This window comes from Mariniflexile sp. AS56, assembly GCF_030552475.1.
Taxonomy (GTDB): Bacteria; Bacteroidota; Bacteroidia; order Flavobacteriales; family Flavobacteriaceae; genus Mariniflexile.
Genome location: NZ_JAUPED010000014.1, coordinates 13,419 through 31,702 on the forward strand (window position 1 = coordinate 13,419; position 18,284 = coordinate 31,702).

The following is an 18,284-nucleotide window of genomic DNA, read 5'->3' on the forward strand; positions in this document are numbered from 1 at the left end:
CGCGCTACTTTATAAAATAGTAACGCGTACTTTTTTCTTTTTTAATCGGGTATTATTTAATTTTTCTACCAACGCATCTGCCATAGCATAAGGAACAGCTACAAAAGCACAATCTGGTTTTAATTCTATAGTACCTAATTGGTCGTTATCAATACCACCTTGTTTAATAAATAAACCAGCGATATCTCCTTTTGATATTTTATCTTTTCTACCCCCTGAAATAAATAAAGTTTCCCACATTTGTGGCGTAACAGGGGCTTTCTTCGAAACGTTAATACCCTTAATATTTTTAATAAACTCAGGCAACAATTCCTTTTGCCATTTTAATATATAAGCGGTGCCTTTAGCATTTACTCGAGCGGTTCTACCGTTTCTGTGAATAAACTCTTCTTCATGTTTAGGTAATTCGTAATGAATAATATAACCCATTTCTGGGATATCAATACCACGTGCTGCCAAATCGGTTGAAATAAGTACTTGACTTGTTCCGTTTCTAAATTTAATAAGAGAACGCTCTCTGTCTTTTTGCTCCATACCACCTGAAAAACAGGAATGACTCACTTTATTACGTGTTAAAAAACGACTCACCTCATCAATACTATCTCTTAAATTACAGAAAATAATACCTGGCTCATTACCTATATGCTGTAGTAATTCCAACAAGGTTTTTAACTTGTTTTTATCTGGAGACACCACGGTTTTGATGGTTAACTTTGATGCCGTTTTTTCTTTTAAATAGTTAATAGTATATGGTTTGTCCAATCGCACAAAACCTGGCACTTTAACAGCCTGTGTAGCAGAGGTTAAAATGCGTTTATTTACGTTAGGAATATGACCTATAATTGCTTTCATTTCTTCCTCAAAACCATCTTCTAACGATTTATCAAACTCATCCAAAATCAGTGTTTTTATACTAGATTTAGAAAAACGATCGCTTGTAAAGTGGTCTAATATTCTACCTGGTGTTCCAATTAAAATAGCTGGGTTATGTTTAATTTCAATTTTGTCTTTAGACATGGGTCTACCTCCATAAACCGCGTTTACTTTATAACCAGACCCCATAGAACGAATCACCTGTTCAATTTGAATAGCCAATTCTCTTGAAGGTACTAATATTAAAGCCTGTACTTCGTCCGATTCTGGATCCAAAACATTCAATAATGGCAATGAAAACGCCAAAGTTTTACCTGTTCCAGTAGGCGATAATATAATGGTGTTTGTTGTTGTTTCAATAACGGAAACAGCTTCCTCCTGCATCGGGTTTAAAGCTTCAATATTTAATTTTGCTAAAATATCCTCTTGATTTTTAATGCTATTTGCCATAATGATTATTTCTTTTTAGTCTTTTTAGTCACTTCTGGTGTTAGAGTTTCTGTACCAGTTTGAGCTAAGTAATTTGCTAATATTTTATCGACTAGTTCTTCTTTTGTTAAATGATGAAATATCGTTTTGATTTTAGCTTTAAAATCTTCAGATACCTCACGATTCGGTTTGGTTTTAAATATTTTTTTCGCCCATAATAAACCGTTATTTTCTTCAATGCTTTGTGCATCGGCTTTTTTAAATTCATTAAAAACAATGCCCAATTCTTGTTCAAAATCGGCGATATCTACAACTTCTTCTTGTTGTAAAATAGTTAATGAAAGCCCCTTTGCTCCTGCTCTTGCTGTACGTCCGCTTCTATGCACATAAGCATCATAGGTGTCTGGTAAATGGTAATTCACCACATAAGCTATTTCTTTAACGTCAATTCCTCTAGCAGCTAAATCGGTTGCTACCAAAATATCTATAAACCCTTCTCTAAATTGCCCCATAATACGGTCACGAATCCCTTGAGATAAGCTACCGTGAAGTGCCCCAGACGAGAATTTATTAATAGCTAAATTTTTGGCTAATTTATTAACCGCTGCTTTGGTTTTACAAAAAATGATACCACGTTGTCCTTCTTTTGAATTTAAAAAATGAAGTAACACCTCTAGTTTTTCAATAGGTTCTACCACTACATAGTGATGATCGATTCCTTGATGTCCCATGGTAGACATATCTGCTTCCACCTGTATCACATGTTTAGACATGTAATTTTGCACCAATTGTTTGATGGCACCTGGCATGGTCGCAGTGAATAATAAGGTTCTTCTCGATTTAGGAATTTCTTTAATAATAAGATCTAAATCATCTTTTAAAGCACTTACCATTTCATCGGCCTCATCCAAGACTAAATACGCAACGTTTTTAAGGTTGATGGCACCACGGTTTATTAAATCGACCAAACGCCCTGGTGTTGCCACAACCACGTGGGTAGCTGTTTTTAAACGTTCTATTTGTGGTTTTATAGGGATACCTCCGCATACCGATGCCACTGAAATGGCGCTGCTGTGCGATGCAAAAGAAACTAAATTACTATGTATTTGTTGCCCTAATTCTCTGGTAGGTGCTAATATTACAGCTTGAACACTTGTATTTTCAACATCTATCAATTGTAGTAAAGGCAAGCCGAATGCAGCCGTTTTACCAGTTCCGGTTTTTGCCAATGCAACAAGGTCTTCTTTGTTGTTAAGCACAACAGGAATGGCCTTTTCTTGAATATCGGTGGGTACAGAAATTTGTAAATCGGCTAGACTTTGTTGTAGAGACTGATTAATTCCTAAATCAGAAAATAGTTTGGACATAAAAAAAATATTTTTGCAAAGGTAACTTCCTTATTCTTTGGAACAGTTGTTATTGGTATTTTATTTTTAGCGAGCATTTAAAACCATTTTATAAATCTTTGTTAAAAAAAAAGAATGAACGTTCATTTTTTATATCTTTGCATAGAAATTAATAATAACCATGGCAAAACTTCAAAAAAGCATAGAAAAGCGTAACGCTTTAGTTAGAGCAACAATAGACTTGGTAAACAACAACGGTTTCCATGCTACACCTATGAGTAAAATTGCCAAACTAGCAAATGTATCGCCTGCAACCATCTATTTGTATTTTGAAAATAAGCAAGATTTGGTCAACCAAACATACATCGATGTAAAGTCAGAATACACCAATTATGCTTTTGAAACTTATGACGCTACAATGTCTGTTGAAGCTGGTTTTGAAATCATTTGGAAGCGTATTGCCGATTTTAAACTTCAAGAATGTGAACACGCTATGTTTTTAGCACAGTGTGATAATACACCTATGATTGAAGAGGAAAGCAGACAAGAAGGTATAAAGCATTTACAACCCCTACTCGACCTTTGGGCACGTGGTAAAGCGGAAGGTATTATAAAACCTTTATCAGATTATATTTTATATGCCTATTCAATAAACCCATTATCATTTTTAATGATGGCACAAAAACGAGGATCTTTCAAACTAGATAAAACACATTTGGAAGAAGCATATCAATCTGCTTGGAGCAGTATTAAAACATGCAAACATTAATATTTAAAATAATAAGAACTGAAATAGAATAAACAATATGGAATTATTAGACAAATTAAAGTGGAGATATGCGGCGAAAGCCATGAACGGAAAAAAAGTTTCTGAAGATAAAATAGATAGAATTTTAGAAGCGGCACGTTTGGCTCCTACTTCAAGTGGCTTACAACCTTTCGAAATTTTTGTGATTAAAAATCAAGAAGTTAAAGAGAAAATTAGACCGGTGGCTTGGAATCAATCGGTTATTACAGACTGTTCGCACTTACTTGTTTTTGCGGCTTGGGATACCTACACAGCAGAACGTATTAATTATATGTTCGATTTAACAAACGACATTCGCGGATTTAAAAATGAAGGTTGGGAAAATTATCGCCAGATGTTATTAAGTTCATATCCGCAAAAAGATGCAGAAGAAAACTTTAATCATGCTGCAAAACAAGCTTACATTGCATTTTCTCAAGCCATTACCGCTGCTGCTTTTGAGGGTGTAGATACAACTCCTGTAGAAGGTTTTGACCCAGATGCTGTAGACAGTATTTTAGGTTTACGTGAAAAAGGTTTGCGTAGTGCTGTTTTATTACCAGTTGGTTATAGACAAGAGGATGCAGATTGGTTAGTGAACTTAGTAAAAGTGAGAAAACCTACTGAAGATTTAGTAACCGTAATAGACTAAAAAAAAGATCATGATTAAGACCATTTTATTAAAGAATAGACCAGAAGGAAAACCAACGCTTTCAGATTTTGAATTTGTAACAGAGGAAACCGAGTTAAAAATAAATGAAGGCGACATACTTTTAGAAACGGCCTATGTATCTGTAGATCCTTATTTAAGAGGACGCATGAGCGCTGCTAAATCATACATCCCTTCTTTTGAATTAAACAAACCCATACAGTCTGGTGTTATAGCTAAAGTCATTGAATCTAAAAACAAAAACTTTAAAGAAGGTGATTTTGTTTCGGGCATGTTAAGTTGGAAAACAAAACAAGTATCTACTGGCGAGGGCCTTTTAAAAGTAGATGGCTCTAAAGCGTCTTTAAGCGCTTATTTAGGTGTTTTAGGAATGACTGGTTTAACCGCATATTTAGGACTTAACCAAATAGGTAAACCGGTTGCTGGTGAAACTTTAGTGGTTTCTGGTGCTGCTGGTGCTGTTGGAAGCATTGTGGGGCAAATTGGTAAAATACTTGGTCTTACTGTTATTGGAATTGCTGGTACAGACGAAAAAATAGAGGTGCTTAAATCTCAATTTGGTTTTGATGCAGGTATCAATTACAACACAAGTAAAGATATAAAAGCAGACATTGCTAAAGCGGCACCACAGGGAGTCGATATTTATTTTGATAATGTAGGCGGACCCATTTCCGATGCGGTACTATTTAATATCAACAGGTTTGCAAGAATCATTGTTTGTGGTGCTATTTCGGTTTATAACGATACCGAGTTGCCTACAAGTATAAGTGTGCAACCTTTCCTTGTGAAAAACAGTGCTTTAATGCAAGGATTTATTGTTTCTAATTATGCTGAAAAATTCCCGGAAGCAATGCAACATTTAGCAGATTGGTTAGCAGAAAACAAACTAACATATACAGAAACGGTTGTTGATGGTTTTGATCATATCCCTCATGCTTTTATCGATTTATTCGAAGGTAAAAACAATGGTAAAATGATTGTTAAAATATAAATTATTTAAAAAGAAAAAGAGAATGAACAATTTTGAATTTAAAAATCCTACCAAAATTATTTTTGGTAAAGATACTATAGAGAAAATAGCAACTGAAATCCCTGAAAACGCTAAAGTATTAGTGCTTTATGGTGGTGGAAGCATCAAAAAAAACGGTGTTTATAACCAAGTAAAAGCAGCTTTATCGCAGTTTGAAACGGTTGAATTTGGAGGCATCCCTGCAAATCCGGAATATGCGGTTTTAATGGAAGCTTTAAAAGTAATTAAAGATGAAAACATCACCTATTTACTAGCTGTTGGTGGTGGATCTGTGATTGATGGTACCAAGTTTTTATCTTCTGCAGCTTTGTTTGAAGGTGAAACTCCTTGGGATATTTTAACTAAGAATATACGAACTGAAAAAGGCATGCCTTTTGGAACGGTTTTAACCTTGCCTGCAACGGGATCTGAAATGAATTCTGGTGCTGTGATTACTAGAGCCGAAACTCAAGAAAAATTAGCCATGGGTGGCCCAGGTTTGTTTCCAGAGTTTTCAGTGTTAGATCCAAAAGTAATTGCTTCTATTCCAGAACGTCAATTAGCTAACGGAATCACGGATGCATTTACACACGTTTTAGAGCAATACATGACCTACCCTATTGGTGCGTCTTTACAAGATCGATTTGCTGAAAGTATTTTACAAACGTTAATTGAAGTAGCTCCTAAAGTATTAAAAGACCCTACAGATTATACAGCAACGGCAGATTTTATGTGGAGTTGTACCATGGCACTTAATGGTTTAATTCAAAAAGGAGTCCCAACAGATTGGGCTGTACATGCTATTGGACACGAACTTACCGCGTTATTTGGTATAGACCACGCCCGTACATTGGCGGTGATTGCTCCAAGTCATTACAAGTTCAATTTTGAAGCTAAAAAAGAAAAATTAGCACAATACGGTGAACGTGTTTGGAACATTACTGAAGGTAGTCTTGATGAAAAAGCACATGCTGCTATTGAAAGAACAGAAGCCTTTTTTAATGAATTAGGAATCGACACTAAGTTATCTGATTACACCAAAGATTATAACGGTACTGCTGAAAAAATAGCACAACGTTTTACAGATCGTGGTTGGGTAGCATTAGGAGAACACCAAACATTATCTCCAGATAAAGTGGAGAAAATTGTAAAAATGGCTTACTAGTCCATACACACAATATAAATTTAAAAAAGCCTGTAAATCCATTATTTACAGGCTTTTTTTTAGTTTAATTTTTGTTGAATGAGGTTTGTAATTCGGTCAATCTCAATTAACATTTGTTCAAACGACTCAACAATATCTCTTTCTGAATCATTTTTCACTTGTTGTGCCGCTTCTAACGACATGATTTTTTTAAATCGAATATGCTCATTGTTATAAAAGGTCGCTAATTTTGATTGATTATCGCGACTTTCAATCAAATCCATACTGCCATATTCTATCATAGCGCTTCTTAATAATTCGGCTTTACCTTGATCATTAAACTCAGCTGTTTTTATAGTAAGTTCTTGTAGTTGTTTCAAATCAATTAAAATATTCCTTATTTCTGAAGGTAATAATTTTATATCGCCGGTATTTTCTAAAGTTGAAATGGTATTGGAATGAAACCGAATTAGTTTCGATTTATAATTCAATTTATTTTGATTATGAAGAATTTCAACAGCAGTTAAATTCGGTTTATTAAATGAGTCTCGGTAGTCGTTATACTTTAACACACTCGAATCCATCTTTTTTTTGATGGTATTAATGTAAATCTTGTCCTTTTCTAAATCCTGTAAAAGTTGGCTATAATAACCATTTCTCACTTTATCCGTTTTATGAATTTCATTCCAGTTATTAATTTTTAGCGCAATTAAAATACCTATAACTACAAGAAATATTTCACCTAAAGCATAAACAAAATAATTACCAAATTTGCTTTCTGTTAGCAAACGCTGCCTAATTTTTCTGAAGATTTTTATCATAGGGCATTAAATTGATATACGCTTCGCATTATTTTTTTTAATAACAAAAGCAACACCCAAACTGGCCAATAAAATAGCAATCAAAAAGTATCCATATTCTGAAGGAAACGAAGCGGCTTGACTGTCTGTTTTTTCTACAAACTTATTAGTTTGCACTTCCAAGTTTAAGGTGTGGTTATTGGCATCATTTAAAACAAAATGCTCTTTATTAAAGCCATTTTTAAGTAATACCAAGGCGCTTTGATTTTTAAAAATATCTTTAAAAGCACTATTCTTAACTACAACAGACTGCATGTCTAGCGGGACACCCACTACTTCAAAAACCACCTTTGTTTCATGACCTAATTTCACAAAGCCTTTGCCTAGGGTGATTTTATTACCACCATTAAAGCTAATTTCAAGGTTATTTTTTATGTGTGTAATCACCATTTGTTGAAACTCCTCGGGAGTTTTATACGGTGTCTCAGCAAAATGTGTTCTTATTTCTTGCTGAAAAGCAGTTAATGAAGCACTTATTTGTAAAACCCACGTGTTATTTTCCTTCTCCACCAACATCGTTGTTGAAACATCTGGCTGGTGTGCTTGAGCTACCATGGTAATAAGTAGCGAAATAACTAACATACTTTTTCTAAACATCATTCTAGATTTAATTGGCGTAAGCACCGTATAAACAATTTATAAAGTTGTTATTTCCTGGAGCATCGGCGTGATAATGATAACCTCTAATAGCGTCATAATGTCCTCTACAGGCATCTAAATCTGTTGGTTCAGAGTCATTGGCATCTAATTGTGCGTATAAACCATGACCATCTAAGGCATAGCCTATCATAGCCGCATGTGTATCTGCTTGTGCTATTTGGGTAGATACTCCAGTGGCAGCATGGTAGTGATACCCGGCATTAAAATTAATGTGACCACCTGCATCATCAAAAGGTGCTAAAGTGTACGCTCCTAAAATAGCATCCGTTGGTGCAGGAGCATCAAAAACAACCCCGTTAAAAGCAATACCGCGTTGTGATGGACCAGCATCTCCTCTTCCTGGAGGTCCGCCGCCAAAATTAGTGGCAGTCGCCTGCTTAACAGGAGTAACGGGTATATAGTACGTTTGGGTTAAACCCGCAACATAGGATGGTAAGCATTCAACACAGAAGTTTTCGTATTCTACCCCAACATTTGGGTTGGCGGCATTAGCACAGTCTTCTTGTGTTTCTGTTTTATAAATAGCGCCATTAGCATCATACATATGCCAATTGGTATCGTTGTAAAATGTTGCCATATTTTTTATAAAGGCACCATCCACATCATACACTTGGCCATTTTCTAACCAAATACCTCCTGCAGAGGCATCATCTGAAATATTAATAGGACACCAAGGCCCCATTTCATGATCTGAAGGTGTACTTGTTGCAACAATTTTATAACAATCTGTACTTGTACCATCGGAAAGTGTACATGGTACTGTTGTAATAGTTACGGCGGAAGTACTTGTTAAGAATAACGAAGCGTCTACATTCAAAATAGTAGAATCACTAACATTTTCTGTTGTTTTAGTGTCACTATCACTGCAACTTATACAACTCACGATACTTAACATAAGTATTGAAAGGACAATGGCTTCTACTTTAATTTTAAAATTCATGGTATTATTTTTATGGTTTTAATTTTAGATGCAGTATCTAAAAAAAACTTGCGCTGTAATCTTGATTTTTAAAGAAATGTACTAGCGATGTCTAGACTTCTCTGAATTTACTAGCCCAAAAACAAAAAGGTTCTCTTAATTAAGAGAACCTTTTTTATATTTACTAAAAAAAAAATTACTTAGGAAAGTTGAATTTCCCATTGGTGTTTTTTCTATCAGCATCAGGAGTAATAGTCTCCATAACATCCCAATGTTCTGCTATTTTGTTATTTTCAACTCGAAATAAATCGTAGTAGGAAGTTGGTTGTCCTGCAAACGTGCCTTCACTAATTGCTAATACAAAATTACCTTGTCCTAATACTTTATGAATTGTTTTAAACTCCATAGTAATACCCTGCTTCGCCATTGCTTCTAAGCCTTTTCCTAAGCCGGATAAACCGTCTGCAATATTTGGATTGTGTTGTAGGTAATTATCGCCATCAAAATAGCTTGCTAATTTTTCCATTTTACCCTGCACAAGAATATCACTCACAAAGTTTGAAACTAGTGTTTTGTTGGCTTCTGTTTTATCTAAATCGGTAATTTCGGTTGTGCCATCCGTTTGAGTGCGACCACTAGGATTTGCTGGTAAAACTTCAATTAAATTATCCCAATGTTCTACAATTTGTCCGTTTTCAAAACGAAATACATCAAAACCAATTTTTGGTCCGAAAAAATCATAACTTGTTTGAGTAAATCCGTAATCTCCATCTTGAAAGGCTCTAATAGTATTTACTTTAAAACCGCCTTCTGGAGCATGATGTAGCAATTCACCAAAGCCAGCTAAACCATCTGCCACTGCAAGGTTATGCTGTATGTAGTTATTTGGGTTGATATAAGTTACCGCTTTTTGATCTCCAGTTTCAATACTTTTTAAAACTGCTAATGTCTTGTCCTTGTTAGATAGATTTGTTACTGTTTCCATTTTAATTCCTGTTTTGTTGTTTATTGCTAATGTTTCTTTTTTTTCCGATTTGCAAGATCCTAATGTTACAACTAGTGATAATGCTAAAAGTGTTTGCTTCATATATTAATGTTAATAATTATGAGGACAAAATTACAGCAGCGATGCCTTTTACTAAAGGTGAATTTGGATTTTAAAATGGTAAATATCGAACCTAAACTACTATATGTAGTCTTTTTTAAAGCTATTAGGGGTTAATCCTGTATGTTTTTTAAAATATTTCACAAAATTAGTGGGTTCTTCAAAGCCTAAAGAATAGGCCAATTCGGTACTTTTTATTTCAGAATTTATAAGTAACCGTTTGGCTTCCAAAATTACAAAAGCATCAATAAATTGTTTTGCGGTGACTTTTATAATGTCTTTACAAATACTATTTAGATGTTTATAGGTGATATTTAAAGTATGGGCATAAAAATCGGCATTTCTATTTTTATTAAAATGGTCTTCTAAAAGTGCTTTAAAATTTAAAAACGTGTTCAATTTATCCGAACGTTTTAAATGAACTGTTTGATATTGCTTTAAGCGCTCTAATTTGGAAAAAAGAATGGAATGTAAGGCGTTATAGGTGTTTTCTTGGTTGTAATCTTCATTTGTATTTGAATATTCTTCGTAGAATAATTCAAAATACGTGGGCACGTTCGATGCTTCTGGAACTTGAATTTTAGGAGAAAACAAATGGGAGTTAAACAACCGAATCATTTCATTTTCTGGAAGTGAATGAATTTGTTTTTTTAAATAATCATCTGTAAATAGCAGAATGTAGCCTTTTAGGCCCTCAGTAAACTGAAACGTATTAATTTGTCCTTTAGCGAGGTGAATTATAGTATTTTTTTTAACCTCGTGCCACACAAAATCGACTAGTTGTTGGGTTGCCCCTGCGGTATAAAAAACAATCATATTAAAAGCAACTTGATGTGCCTTTTCAGGATTATGAAGGATATCGTTTTTCCGAATAGAAAGACTTTCAATCGTTAATATCTCGATTCCTTTATTATCAGGTTTTGTAGAATTGAACGTAATATTTGGAATGTCTTTTTGCATGTTTTTTATAACATTCAAATTTAAAGCAAAATATCTTAGGTTTCATTCTTAACTAACAAAATAGAAATTCCTTAAATTGAATTTTTTAAGAAACTATAGTTTTTAAACTACCATATTATTCTTTTCAACTGTAAAATCAAAACAGACACCCGTTTTATGGTCGTCTCTATTTTTAATGGTAATACTTCCTCCTAATCTTGTAATAATCGATTTAACGGTTGCTAAACCTATGCCTGTGTTATTATTACTTCCTTCATCTAAAGTTTCGAACATAACAAAAACTTTTTCCCAGTATTTTCTAGGGATACCAGGGCCATTATCTTCATAAATAAAGCGATAGTAATCTTTCTCTTCTATTAATTTAATTTGTACTTCACAGGTTTCTTTATCATTAAACTGTCTAGAATTAAGGAGTAAATTTTGAAAAATTTGAACAAAAGAAATACTAGAATGTATAATTTCTACATCTACATTTTCCATGTACACTTTAATCACTTTTTCTACATCGCAATTTATTAAAACATTCTCTATCAAGTATCTTACACTGAATTTTTCAAAATGAATATCTGCATTATTCACTTTAGTATATTCTAGAATATCACCTATTAAAGTATCCATGTACTTAGACCTTGAATAAATAAGTTCAATCATGTCCTCGACCTTCGTGTCTTTAAATAAATCGGCATGATCTTGTTTAATAAAAGCGACCAACGCGTTAATACCTCTAATGGGAGTTTTTAAATCGTGCGTTAAACGGTATGCGAAATGACTTAATTGATCATTTAATCTCGAAATTTCATTATTGGCATGCTCTAATTTCATATTTTTTCGCCTCAATTCCAACAAAACCATAACTTGATTCGCCAAGGCTTTTAAAGATGACTTCTGCCCTTCTGTTAAAGGTTCTCTGGGCTTGGTATCGACAACACATAAAGTGCCTAATGAAAATCCATCAGATGTGTTTAGGGGGGCTCCAGCATAAAAAGCAACATGAGGATCTCCCGTTATTAATGGGTTATCGAAAAAACGCTCATCCTTCGTGGCATCTGATACTATAAATAAATTATCAGGTTCTAAAATGGTATGGGCACAAAACGCATAATCTCTATGGGTTTCAGTGGCACCTAGACCATGATGTGATTTAAACCATTGTCTTTCGGTATCAACTAATGAAACTAAGGCCATCGGTGTATCACAAATTTCTGATGCTATTTTTGTGATATTATCATACTCTTCTTCTGGAAAAGTATCCAAAATATGATAACTATTTAAAGCTTCAAGTCGTTTTACCTCATTTTCAGGAAGGGGTGCTTTTTTCATTCTTTAGATTTCAGGGTTGAACTCTTTGTAGTAATTAATTTTTGCAAGAAAGTTCTTAAATTTTAGCGTGTAAAGCAATCTTTTATTTACTTTTTTTTTAAATATTTAACATTGATGAATAATAACAGGCAATAAAAAAATCAAATATGCGTTACAACGCTTCGTTTTCTTACAAGCCTCCATTTTCTGTTAATACATTGTTAGTCAAATCGATAAGTGAATTATTTTTTTCAGAATTATAAGCGTCTGGATGTGCTTCAGAAAAATTACCTTTAATTTCTCCCTTGTCATTATCAAAGTATTTGCCTGTGTCGTTTTTGTAAGCCTCAGATGTCCCCAAATCATATAAAATAGTAACACCTTTTTCCGCTGGCGACCAAAATTGTCCGTAAGCTTCGTTTGCCATTTTTGTATTTAACAAAGAGCCAGGATTTACGGCAATTACGGTAATATCTTTATTTTGTTTTGCTAAATGGAAACTCCACATAGTTAAAGCAAGTTTACTTTGTGCATAAGTATTGTTTTCAGACTCTTGCTCTGCACCGCTTAAAACAGCGGGTGAAACGGGTGCTTGAGCTGCAGAACTTACATTGATGATACGTGGTGCTTCCGATTTTTTAATAATTGAAAGTATCGCATTCGTTAGTACGTAAGGTGCTAAATAATTCACCACCATTCTAATATCTAAACCTTGGCTATTTTGACTCGTATTGCTTTTGAAAACACCTGCATTATTAATTAATACATCTATTTTAGGAATTTCATTTTTAATCTGTTCAGCCATTTTTGTAACGGCTTTTAAATCTGAAAAATCGGCAACAAACCCTTTAATATTGTTGTTTTTTGAAGCTTCTTTCAACTCAGTAATTAAACCTAAAACTTTAGTCTTACTCCTACCATGCACATAAATGCTATGGCCATCTTTAGCCAATTTTAAAGTTGTTAATTTCCCTATGCCGTCTGTACTTCCTGTAATTAGTATCGTTTTATTCATGATGTTCTATTTGTTTTTCTGTTGAATGAAATTCTGGTAATACATGTGCTGCAATACGTTCTAAAGTGTCATTAATATCCATGGTATTAAATCTTAAATTTAAAGCGAGATGATTAACACCAATACTTCGTAATTTATCTAAATAATCAGACAAATAATTTATTCCCAATTGAAACCCTAAATGTATAGGTTGCGGTTTAAAATTAGCATCTTCATGAATATCAACATACATGGGCTGCATAAAAGGTTTATCAAACTCATGCGTATCTGCAACAAGCTCGCGCCATCCTTTTATGGTGTAATTTTGAGTGTACAAATCTCTTGGGTAATTCATCCAACCATCCGCATTTTTCGCATTCCACTCTAATGTTTGTCGGCTACTTCCCGTCATTAATAATGGAATTTTATGTCCGGTTGGTTTGGGTAACATATCAATAGTACCCTGTAAACTGCCGTAGTTGTCTGTTTTAAAAGACGGAAAATTATTTTGTACTTTCCGAATATAATCGAAAGATTCTCGAAACAAGTCACCCCGCTTTTCATGATCCATTCCCATAGCTGGATATTCATCGAATCGATCGCCTGAGGCGACACCTAAAAGTAAGCGCCCGTTTGATAGTTGATCGATAGTTGTTGCCGATTTCGCTACATGTAATGGATGGCGTAGCGGTAAAGCAATACTAGAAACACCTAATGCGATTTTTGAAGTTTGACCTGCTAAAAAACCTAAATATGTAAACGGATCGAAGGTTTGCCCTGCATCTCCAAAATTCGGCACATTAAATGGGATATCTCTAATCCATAGTGCTTTAAACCCCAATGCTTCAACTTGTTTTACACGTAGCAAGTGGTCTTGCATGCTTGGTATTTGGCTTGTTGAATAATTTTCAATAGGTGCCACAATACCAATACTTAGCTCGTTTTGTTTAAAAATGCTATTGTATCCTTTGTTTATGTTTTCGAATTTTTTCATTTTCACCTTTATTAATATAAAATAAGCCACAATGAGATAGTGGCTTATTTTTAGTATGAATCAATAAACAATTTATTTATGCTTTATTTAGAGTTACGATTCCTCTTTTGGAAGTACCCACCTCAAGTTTGTAATTCATTTAAATAAACGCTACTTACTTTGTTTAAGATACTCCGGCAACTCTTTAGATAACCAATCTTGACGCACAGGAACGTGCACATCTAAATCTACCGTTTTTTCTAAAGCCCAAAACTCATGCGGTACGTTTTCTGGGAATACAATCACTTCGCCTGCTCCTACTTCTACAAATTGTTCTTTACCGTCTAAAATGGTCTTAATTTTAACCTTTCCAGACATGATGTAAGTTATTTGCTCGTTAGGATGCTGGTGCCAAGGAATGTGTGCTCCCTTTTCTAAATTAAAAATAGTAATTTGGCCTTTTTCGCCATGAAACCATTTTCGTTTTATGCCTTCACCAATCGTTTCAGATTCCATGTCGTCAAAATTGAAATGTTGCACTTTGGATGTCGCTACAGAATCTATCGTATTTACTTGAGCGACTACTGCGTTACTTGTAAATGCAACAGCTAGCATAGTTAATACTAAAACCCTATTTAAATTGATCTTTTTCATATTAAAATCCTTCTAAAACTATTTTACCCTTTGCCTTTCCTGTTTCAAGGAACGCGTGTGCTTTACGTAAGTTTTCCGCATTAACGATTCCGAAATGTTCACCTAAAGTAGTTTTGATGGTTCCGTTGTCTATTAAGGTAGCTACTTCGTTTAAAATGTTATGTTGTTCCATTATATCTTCCGTTTGAAACATAGAACGCGTAAACATAAACTCGATATGAGTTGATACTGATTTTGCTTTAAAAGGCATGACGTTAAACGATTTAGGATCGTCAATAAACCCGAATTGACCTTGTGGTTTAATTAGTTTAACGATCTCATCTGCGTGTTGCTCGGTTCCGTTTAAACTCACTACATAATCTGGTGCAGGAAGGTTGAATTTCTCTAATTCTTCACTTAATTTATTTCTGTGGTTAATAACAGCGTCTGCCCCCAAATCTTTTAACCAGGCTGTAGTTTCTTCACGAGAAGCGGTAGCTATAATATTCAGTTTTGTTAGCTTTTTAGCTAATTGCACTAATATTGAACCAACACCTCCAGCAGCACCAATTACTAAAATAGATTTGCTAGCATCATTCTTTGCAACTTGTAATCTATCAAACAACATTTCGTAAGCTGTAAGTGATGTTAATGGCAAAGCAGCAGCTTCCGCATAAGACAAACTTGAAGGTTTTTTACTAACAATACGTTCGTCTACTATTTGGTATTGCGCATAACTTCCTGGACGCGTAAAATCGCCAGCATACCAAACTTCGTCACCAACCTTAAATAAAGAGACATCGTCACCAACTTCTTTTACAATTCCTGTGGCGTCCCAACCAATAACTTTCCAATCGTCTCCTTCTACTGGCATTCCTGCTCGTACTTTATAATCTGCTGGATTTACAGAAATGGCTTTTATTTCTACTAAAACATCTTTTCCAGTAGCTTTTGGTGTTTTTAATTCTATGTCTTGTAATGAGTTAACATCTTCTATTGGAAGGTTCTCTTTATATCCTATTGCTTTCATTTTTTTATATTTTTTAAATTGAATTGTTTACTTAAACGTAACGATATCTTCAAAATTTCTTCTTGATTTTCCAAATTCCGGATCTGTTTTTCTATAGCCAAAGGCAGCCATAAATGATAAACCGTACTTATCGGTATCTACTCCAAATTTGTCTTTTAATAATGCTTCTGCTTTTTCTTGGTGAAATCCTTCAATAGGGCAAGAATCAATACCTGTTAATGCCGCAGCTGTCATCATATTACCTAAAGCGATGTACGTTTGTTTTGAAGACCAATCGAATAATTTTTTGTCTGTATCTAAATCAAAATCATTTTCTTGAAATTCTCTGTAAAATTTAGAATACATTTCAATGACATCGGCTGGTAATTGTTTAACATCCTTCATCATGTGCATAATGTAGTCTGCATCGTGCTTTACCATAGGCGCTTTCATGCTTAAACCCAATACAAAATGGCTTGCCGTATCTAGTTTTAAAGGTGCTCCCCAAGCTACAGGTTTTAATAATTCGCGTAATTCTTTATCTTGTACTACAATAAAATGCCAAGGTTCGAAACCAAAAGAACTAGGCGATAAATGTGCCGTTTCTAAAATGAAACTCATATCTTCATCAGACACGGTTTTGGTGGCATCAAATTCTTTTGTAGCGTGTCTAAATTGAAATGCATTAATTATGGCTTCTTTTGAAATGTTTGGTGTATTCATTTTCTTGTGTTTTTATCTAATTATTTTGTTGAAATATATGTTTCGTTTAAATGATGATGCAAATATATAGGTACAATCAAAGTTGTTTCATGTATTTAAAATGGGTATTCATGTACTTTAAAAGGTTAATTCGCTCAAAACAATGAATTATACAGCTGTTTTGTCTAAATTTGGTCTATATTATCATTAATACATACCAAAATGCAAGTACTAGAAGCTTATAAACCTTTTGAAATACAAGAGTTAGAATTATCGGAATGGAAACAACGTGCAGTTAAAAACAACTTTTTTGAGCTTGTTTTAATTACAGCTGGTGAAGGAACGCAGTGTATAAACTATAATAATTACACTTATAATAAAGGAAGTATCTTTTTACTACCACCCTTAAAGTGTCATTCCTTTAATATAGAAAAAACCACCAAATTTATCTTTTTGAAGTTTACAGATTCGTTTTTTAAAAATGCCAACAGAATAGCTATTGATAGAAATGAATGGTTTAAGGAAGCTTCTTACATACTATCTAACTACAATCAATTACCTGGAGATATTATTAAAAATGATGTAGATCGAATTCATTTAGAAAGTTTAACGTCTATTATCTTATTAGAATCTAGAAATTACGGGGAAGAATCGGTGAGTTTAATAACTAGTTTAATGACGAGTATCCTAGAAATTCTTATTCGGAACATTAAAAAGACTAGTTATTTTGAAAAACCTAAGAAACATTTAGATGATAGAATCACAAAAATGTTAACCTATATAAATGAGAATATTGACAACTCAGAACTTTTAAGGGTTGAAAATTTAGCCGATGTTTTTATGATGTCTCCAACCTATGTAAGTGAATTTTTTAAAAAACAAGTGGATATGCCTCTTCGTGAGTACATAATTAAAGCCAAATTAAAACTGGTGGAAATACGTTTACTAAATTCTGACTACACACTTACGGAAATTGCAGATGAGTTAGACTTTACAGATGTGAGTCACTTATCAAAAACCTTTAAACGCTATGCAGGCATTTCTATTCGCGAGTTTAAGAATAATGGCGAGTATATGCTTTTAAAACGAAGTGCGTGTGCCGTTTGATTTTTATCAATTCAAACCACACACACTTCTTCTCTACTACTCTCTATTTTTGATGTTTTTAAAGTTTAATTACTCAATTTTTAAAGTTTTTGTACGGTAGCCTTTTTTAAGTTTTACTTTATAATGAATATCTAAAGGTTCTCCTTGTAAATATGCTATAGAGCAGGCAACTTGTTTAATAGACCAACCTGGGTGCTGTTCGGCAACTTTAGAACTAAGACTGTATGGTAATTTTATAGCTTTATACGATTGTTTACTACTTAGTATTTCACCGCTTTGGTCGTATACGTTTTCAATTCTATTATTAGCTTCTTGAAAAACGACATCATATGTTGTGGGTTTATCTTCCGTATAAACTTCATTCGATTTAATATTATAATAAGCGGCAACGTTTTGAAATGATAAAATTCTTTTAGAAATATCTACAGCAGCAAAACTGTTTATATAACTGGAGTTGATGGCAACAGGCGCAGCTTTTCTTATTTTGATAAAATCAATTTCAGAACTTACGTCTACATAAGCCATATTGTTTTGAGAGAATGTTAGGTTGGTGAATCCTAAAAATAGTAACCCTAATAGAAAAGTTTTCATGAGTTTTTTTTTATTTATAAAAATGAAACATTAAATTCTTGCTATTAGTAATACTTAGGGAAACTGTGTACTACAATTAAAACAATAGGGGAAGTTCGTTCTTGTATAAAAGTATTATAAAACCTACTATTTCAGCCATAAAACACATAGACAAACAATAGACTGTGAATAGATTTTTAATAGACTAAATTGTGTTTTATATTTCCAATCAATT

The 18,284-nt window shown here is 33.7% G+C and carries 19 protein-coding genes; 5 read left to right on the forward strand and 14 right to left on the reverse strand.

Translation table 11 applies throughout. From position 1 onward, the window contains the following. Window positions 1-9 precede the first annotated feature (9 nt). Both Q5N74_RS15135 and Q5N74_RS15140 read right to left on the reverse strand, forming a co-directional pair. Window positions 10-1,323: a DEAD/DEAH box helicase gene (locus Q5N74_RS15135; protein ID WP_304389800.1), complete on the reverse strand. Its 1,314-nt coding sequence runs from the start codon at window positions 1,321-1,323 to the stop codon at window positions 10-12. Between the two features lie 5 nt (window positions 1,324-1,328). Next, window positions 1,329-2,669, reverse strand: a complete 1,341-nt coding sequence (locus tag Q5N74_RS15140; RefSeq protein ID WP_304389801.1) for a DEAD/DEAH box helicase — start codon at window positions 2,667-2,669, stop codon at window positions 1,329-1,331. 160 nt (window positions 2,670-2,829) lie between these two features. Between Q5N74_RS15140 and Q5N74_RS15145 the strand changes: the two genes are divergently transcribed. The 4 genes from Q5N74_RS15145 to Q5N74_RS15160 are packed head-to-tail and all read left to right on the forward strand — an operon-like array spanning window position 2,830 to window position 6,279. Beyond that, window positions 2,830-3,417 carry a TetR/AcrR family transcriptional regulator gene (locus Q5N74_RS15145; RefSeq protein WP_304389802.1) on the forward strand — a complete coding sequence of 196 codons (588 nt, stop codon included), beginning with the start codon at window positions 2,830-2,832 and terminating at the stop codon, window positions 3,415-3,417. Window positions 3,418-3,454: 37 nt separating this feature from the next. After that, window positions 3,455-4,087, forward strand: a complete 633-nt coding sequence (locus Q5N74_RS15150) for an NAD(P)H-dependent oxidoreductase (RefSeq protein WP_304389803.1) — start codon at window positions 3,455-3,457, stop codon at window positions 4,085-4,087. Between the two features lie 10 nt (window positions 4,088-4,097). Continuing rightward, a complete protein-coding gene (locus Q5N74_RS15155) occupies window positions 4,098-5,096 on the forward strand; it encodes an NADP-dependent oxidoreductase (protein WP_304389805.1) in 999 nt (332 codons plus the stop codon). A gap of 22 nt (window positions 5,097-5,118) precedes the next feature. After that, on the forward strand, window positions 5,119-6,279 hold the full coding sequence (locus Q5N74_RS15160) for an iron-containing alcohol dehydrogenase (protein WP_304389806.1): 1,161 nt from the start codon (window positions 5,119-5,121) through the stop codon (window positions 6,277-6,279). A gap of 59 nt (window positions 6,280-6,338) precedes the next feature. On the opposite strand, the gene Q5N74_RS15165 is transcribed toward Q5N74_RS15160, so the two are convergent. The 11 genes from Q5N74_RS15165 to Q5N74_RS15215 all read right to left on the reverse strand — a co-directional run bounded on the left by Q5N74_RS15165 (window position 6,339) and on the right by Q5N74_RS15215 (window position 16,393). After that, the gene (locus Q5N74_RS15165; protein ID WP_304389807.1) at window positions 6,339-7,079 is read right to left on the reverse strand and encodes a DUF6090 family protein; all 741 of its coding nucleotides are present in this window, start codon (window positions 7,077-7,079) and stop codon (window positions 6,339-6,341) included. A 6-nt stretch (window positions 7,080-7,085) separates the two neighbouring features. After that, on the reverse strand, window positions 7,086-7,718 hold the full coding sequence (locus tag Q5N74_RS15170) for a DUF6702 family protein (protein WP_304389808.1): 633 nt from the start codon (window positions 7,716-7,718) through the stop codon (window positions 7,086-7,088). Window positions 7,719-7,725: 7 nt separating this feature from the next. After that, the gene (locus Q5N74_RS15175) at window positions 7,726-8,718 is read right to left on the reverse strand and encodes a YHYH protein (RefSeq protein WP_304389809.1); all 993 of its coding nucleotides are present in this window, start codon (window positions 8,716-8,718) and stop codon (window positions 7,726-7,728) included. A gap of 175 nt (window positions 8,719-8,893) precedes the next feature. Next, window positions 8,894-9,784: a nuclear transport factor 2 family protein gene (locus Q5N74_RS15180; protein ID WP_304389810.1), complete on the reverse strand. Its 891-nt coding sequence runs from the start codon at window positions 9,782-9,784 to the stop codon at window positions 8,894-8,896. Between the two features lie 99 nt (window positions 9,785-9,883). Further along, window positions 9,884-10,762: an AraC family transcriptional regulator gene (locus Q5N74_RS15185; protein WP_304389812.1), complete on the reverse strand. Its 879-nt coding sequence runs from the start codon at window positions 10,760-10,762 to the stop codon at window positions 9,884-9,886. A gap of 102 nt (window positions 10,763-10,864) precedes the next feature. Beyond that, window positions 10,865-12,082, reverse strand: a complete 1,218-nt coding sequence (locus tag Q5N74_RS15190) for a GAF domain-containing sensor histidine kinase (protein ID WP_304389813.1) — start codon at window positions 12,080-12,082, stop codon at window positions 10,865-10,867. A 169-nt stretch (window positions 12,083-12,251) separates the two neighbouring features. After that, complete coding sequence (locus Q5N74_RS15195) at window positions 12,252-13,076, reverse strand: SDR family NAD(P)-dependent oxidoreductase (protein ID WP_304389815.1); 825 nt, start codon at window positions 13,074-13,076, stop codon at window positions 12,252-12,254. Next, complete coding sequence (locus Q5N74_RS15200) at window positions 13,069-14,049, reverse strand: LLM class oxidoreductase (RefSeq protein WP_304389816.1); 981 nt, start codon at window positions 14,047-14,049, stop codon at window positions 13,069-13,071. Before Q5N74_RS15200 ends, Q5N74_RS15195 begins: the two co-directional genes overlap by 8 nt. Window positions 14,050-14,199: 150 nt before the next feature. Beyond that, complete coding sequence (locus Q5N74_RS15205) at window positions 14,200-14,682, reverse strand: cupin domain-containing protein (RefSeq protein ID WP_304389817.1); 483 nt, start codon at window positions 14,680-14,682, stop codon at window positions 14,200-14,202. A 1-nt stretch (window position 14,683) separates the two neighbouring features. Further along, window positions 14,684-15,691 (reverse strand): zinc-binding alcohol dehydrogenase family protein, encoded by a 1,008-nt coding sequence (locus Q5N74_RS15210; RefSeq protein WP_304389819.1) that lies wholly within the window; start codon window positions 15,689-15,691, stop codon window positions 14,684-14,686. A 27-nt stretch (window positions 15,692-15,718) separates the two neighbouring features. After that, window positions 15,719-16,393, reverse strand: a complete 675-nt coding sequence (locus Q5N74_RS15215; protein ID WP_304389820.1) for an NAD(P)H-dependent oxidoreductase — start codon at window positions 16,391-16,393, stop codon at window positions 15,719-15,721. Between the two features lie 201 nt (window positions 16,394-16,594). Between Q5N74_RS15215 and Q5N74_RS15220 the strand changes: the two genes are divergently transcribed. Beyond that, window positions 16,595-17,479, forward strand: a complete 885-nt coding sequence (locus Q5N74_RS15220) for an AraC family transcriptional regulator (RefSeq protein WP_304389822.1) — start codon at window positions 16,595-16,597, stop codon at window positions 17,477-17,479. Between the two features lie 69 nt (window positions 17,480-17,548). On the opposite strand, the gene Q5N74_RS15225 is transcribed toward Q5N74_RS15220, so the two are convergent. Next, on the reverse strand, window positions 17,549-18,070 hold the full coding sequence (locus Q5N74_RS15225; protein ID WP_304389823.1) for a hypothetical protein: 522 nt from the start codon (window positions 18,068-18,070) through the stop codon (window positions 17,549-17,551). Between the last annotated feature and the right edge of the window lie 214 nt (window positions 18,071-18,284).